The organism is Microbulbifer mangrovi, assembly GCF_002009015.1.
Classification (GTDB): Bacteria; Pseudomonadota; Gammaproteobacteria; order Pseudomonadales; family Cellvibrionaceae; genus Microbulbifer; species Microbulbifer mangrovi.
The window spans coordinates 1-4,271 of record NZ_LZDE01000161.1; the positions used below are offsets into that span (position 1 = coordinate 1).

At 58.4% G+C, this 4,271-nt stretch carries 4 protein-coding genes; all 4 read left to right on the top strand.

Features of this window, described 5'->3' with window-relative positions; translation table 11 throughout:
• Positions 1-45 precede the first annotated feature (45 nt).
• The 4 genes from rbfA to pnp all read left to right on the top strand — a co-directional run bounded on the left by rbfA (position 46) and on the right by pnp (position 4,183).
• Positions 46-468, top strand: coding sequence for a 30S ribosome-binding factor RbfA (gene rbfA / locus B4U49_RS01115; RefSeq protein ID WP_078082752.1), 423 nt, complete (start codon positions 46-48; stop codon positions 466-468).
• Positions 468-1,418 (top strand): tRNA pseudouridine(55) synthase TruB, encoded by a 951-nt coding sequence (gene truB, locus B4U49_RS01120; RefSeq protein WP_078082753.1) that lies wholly within the window; start codon positions 468-470, stop codon positions 1,416-1,418. The genes rbfA and truB overlap by 1 nt, the downstream gene beginning before the upstream one ends.
• A 112-nt stretch (positions 1,419-1,530) precedes the next feature.
• Positions 1,531-1,800, top strand: a complete 270-nt coding sequence (gene rpsO, locus B4U49_RS01125) for a 30S ribosomal protein S15 (RefSeq protein ID WP_066966910.1) — start codon at positions 1,531-1,533, stop codon at positions 1,798-1,800.
• Positions 1,801-2,065: 265 nt separating this feature from the next.
• Entirely contained in the window at positions 2,066-4,183 is a 2,118-nt protein-coding gene (gene pnp, locus B4U49_RS01130; RefSeq protein WP_078082754.1) for a polyribonucleotide nucleotidyltransferase, read from the top strand.
• Positions 4,184-4,271: the final 88 nt, after the last annotated feature.

Sequence of the window (4,271 nt, forward strand, 5' to 3'; positions counted from 1 at the left end):
AGGAGCCTGCCTTGCAGGCGAACCGCCATTCTGAATAGGTAAAAAATGGCCAAAGAATTCCACCGTGCTGACCGGGTAGCCGACGCCATGCGTCGCGAGCTGGCCCGTCTGATCCAGCACGAAGTGCGCGACCCGCGTGTCGGCATGGTCAATGTCAACGACGTGGAAGTGAGCCGCGATCTCGCCACTGCCAAGGTTTTCGTGACCCTGGTGGGGGAAGACGACCGCAGCAAAATCGATATCTCCATGGCCGCGCTGAACAAAGCCGCAGGTTTCCTGCGTACCCAGCTCGCTAAAGAGATCCAGATCCGCACCATTCCCCGTCTGCAGTTCCGGTATGACGAAACCTCCGTACGCGGCCAGCACCTCTCGGCGCTGATCGACAAGGCGGTCAAGTCCGACCAGAGCAAAGCTGGCGATATCGACCCGGAAAACGACAAAGACAGCGACAAAGATAGCGACGACTGATGGGCCGCAGACCAAAATGGGGCCGGCAGATCGATGGCGTCTTGTTGCTGAACAAGCCCACCGGGATCTCTGCCAACGACGCCCTGCAGAAAGCCAAACGACTGTTCTTCGCCAACCGCGCGGGCCATACCGGCGCGCTGGACCCACTGGCGACCGGCGTGCTGCCGATCTGTTTCGGTGAGGCGACCAAGTTCTCGCAGTATCTGCTGGATGCAGACAAGCGCTATCGCAGTACTTTTTGCCTCGGCATGACCACCGAAACTGGCGATGCCGACGGCAATGTGGTGGCCACCAGCGATGCCTCCGGGATCACCGAGCAACAGGTGCGCGATGCCATGGCGCCGTTCCGCGGCACCATCAGCCAGGTGCCCTCCATGTACTCCGCTTTGAAGCACAAAGGTCAGCCGCTGTACAAGCTGGCCCGCCAGGGTATCGAGGTAGAGCGCGAGCCGCGGCAAGTGGAAATTTACTCCTACGAACTGCTGAATTTCATCCCGGCAGACCAGTCGCCGGACAAAATGCCGCGCGCGGAGGTCGAGGTACACTGCTCCAAGGGCACTTATGTGCGCAGCCTCGCCGAGGACCTGGGCAAGGCGCTGGGCGTGGGGGCTTTTGTCGAGAAGCTGCATCGCAGCGCCGCCGGTCCTTACCATGAGGAAGACGCGGTCACTCTGGATGAGCTGACCGAAGAGCGGGGTGAGGACCGCGCCGAAGTGCTGGATCACCACCTGCTACCGGCGGATTCTCCTGCCTCTGGCCTGCCCAAAATGATCCTCAGTGAGGATACTGGTTACTATCTGCGTCAGGGGCAGCCGGTAATGGATCTGCAGGTCTATCGTTTGGGCGATGAAGGTGATATGGTGCGCCTCTTCCTGGAAAGTGGTGAATTTCTAGGCGTTGGAGAGATTACTGATGACGGACGGGTCGCCCCGCGCCGCCTGGTAAAATAACCCGTAGGAGCCTGCTCTGCAGGCGAACATGGGTCATCGACGATTAGCTGGTCTGTAAACATGCACGGGCCAGCCGAATCTTTAAAGCATGTTACGAACGAGGTAATTCGTTATGGCACTGTCTGCAAACGAAAAAGCAGCCATCCTGAAAGAGCACGGCCAATCTGAAGGCGACACCGGTTCTCCGGAAGTCCAGGTAGCCCTGCTGACTGCCAACATCAACAAGCTTCAGGGTCACTTTGCTTCTCACAAGCAAGACCACCACTCCCGTCGTGGTCTGATCCGCATGGTAAACCAGCGTCGTAAGCTGCTGGACTACCTGAAGCGTAAGGATCTGAACCGTTACGCACAGCTGATCGCCAAGCTCGGCCTGCGTCGCTAAGACCCTGCAATGCCCGCCCCTGGCGGGCATTGTTCTATATAGAATTCAGGTTTCTGACATAATGATTGCGCAATTGCAGTTGTCAGTAACTGAGGGCGAAAGCCCCAATCGATTTCCGCTGTCGGTTCGCCGTCAGCGGATTTTGGCGTTTGTGTGGTCCACTTTATGGGCGCGCAGCGCAGGATGAGCAGACTGTTTGCTCATCACTTGTAGGCAAAGCGTTGCTGGAATGGGCCAGCACGCAAAGGAAACAGGAAAGATACTAGTGAATCCAGTAACCAAAACCTTCCAGTACGGAAAAGACCAGGTCACCATCGAGACCGGCCGTATCGCACGCCAGGCAACCGGCGCAGCGGTGGTCACCATGGGTGAAACCGTAGTGCTGTGTACCGTTGTCGGTGCCAAGGAAGCCAAGCCAGACCAGAGCTTCTTCCCGCTGTCCGTACACTATGTAGAAAAGGCCTATGCGGCCGGCAAGATTCCCGGTGGCTTCTTCAAGCGTGAAGGCCGCCCGTCCGAGAAAGAGACTCTGACCTCCCGCCTGATCGACCGCCCGATCCGCCCGCTGTTCCCGAACGGTTTCATGAACGAAGTACAGGTGATGATCACCGTACTGTCTGCGGAAAAAGACGTAGATCCGGATATCGCCGGCATGATCGGTACCTCTGCAGCACTGTCTGTATCCGGCATTCCCTTCGGCGGCCCGATCGGCGCTGCGCGCGTGGGTTACTCCGAGAAAGACGGCTACCTGCTGAACCCCCGTTACAGCGAGCTGAAAGAATCCGAGCTGGACATGGTTGTGGCCGGCACCAAAGACGCGGTACTGATGGTTGAATCCGAAGCGAAAGAGCTGCCGGAAGACATCATGCTGGGCGCGGTACTGTTCGCTCACCAGGAAATGCAGGCGGTTGTTAAAGTCTGTGAAGAACTGAAAGCGGAAGCTGGCAAGCCCACCTGGGACTGGCAGCCGGAAGCGGTGAACGAAGAGCTGAAGTCTGCACTGGAAAGCCAGTTCGGCGAGAAAGTTGCCGAAGCTTACAAAATCACCGACAAGCAACAGCGTACCGCTCGCCTGGCAGAACTGCGCGGTGAAGCCGCCGAAGCGCTGTCTTCTGACGAGCTGGACGAAGGCACGGTTAAGAGCTACTTCGGCAAGCTCGAGAAGAAAACCGTGCGCGGCGCCGTGGTACGTGGCGAGCCCCGTATCGACGGTCGCGACACCAAGACCGTACGTCCTATCTCCGTAGAAGTTGGCGTACTGCCGAAGGGGCACGGCTCCGCGCTGTTCACCCGTGGTGAAACCCAGGCGCTGGTCGTTTCTACCCTCGGCGCTACCCGCGATGCACAGATCATCGACGCGCTGGAAGGCGAGCGTAAAGACTACTTCATGCTGCACTACAACTTCCCTCCCTACTCTGTAGGTGAAGCGGGTCGTGTAGGCGCTACCGGTCGTCGCGAAATCGGCCACGGCCGTCTGGCCCGTCGCGGTATCGCCGCGGTACTGCCGAACCCGGAAGAATTCCCCTACACCCTGCGTGTGGTTTCCGAGATCACTGAATCCAACGGTTCCAGCTCCATGGCATCCGTATGTGGTTCCAGCCTGGCGCTGATGGACGCGGGTGTACCGCTGAAAGCACCGGTAGCCGGTATCGCCATGGGTCTGGTGAAAGAAGACGAAGGCTTCGCGGTTCTGACCGATATCCTGGGTGACGAAGACCACCTGGGCGACATGGACTTCAAAGTAGCCGGTACCGCTTCTGGTGTGACTGCTCTGCAGATGGACATCAAGATCGAAGGTATCACCGAAGAGATCATGGAAACCGCTCTGGAGCAGGCTCTGCACGCGCGTCTGCACATCCTGGCGGAAATGAACAAGGTGATCGGTGAGTCCCGTCAGGTAGTGAATGAGAACGCACCGCGTTACGCCACCCTGAAGATCCACCCGGACAAGATCCGCGACGTGATCGGTAAAGGTGGTGCGACCATCCGCTCCATCACCGAAGAAACCGGCGCCTCCATCGATATCGAAGACGATGGCAGCATCAAGGTATTCGGTGAAGACGGTGAGAGCCTGGAAGCCGCGGTTACCCGCATCGAGGAGATCACTGCGGAAGCCGAGATCGGTGCTATCTACGAAGGTAAGGTTGTGCGTATCGTCGACTTCGGCGCATTCGTGAACTTCCTGCCGGGTAAAGACGGCCTGGTACACATCTCCCAGATCGCCGAAGAGCGTGTAAACGCGGTTACCGACTACCTGAGCGAAGGCCAGATGGTTAAGGTCAAGGTTCTGGACGTAGACCAGCGTGGCCGTATCAAGCTGTCCATCAAGGAAGCCAACGCGGACGCAGCAGCGGAAGCGGATGAGGCGACTGGCGAGGAGTAATCCTCTCTGTTGAAGTTTGATTACTGCGCCCCGGGTTTCGGGGCGGTGACAGCCGGTGAGGGGTTCCGGGACACGCCGTGAACCCATC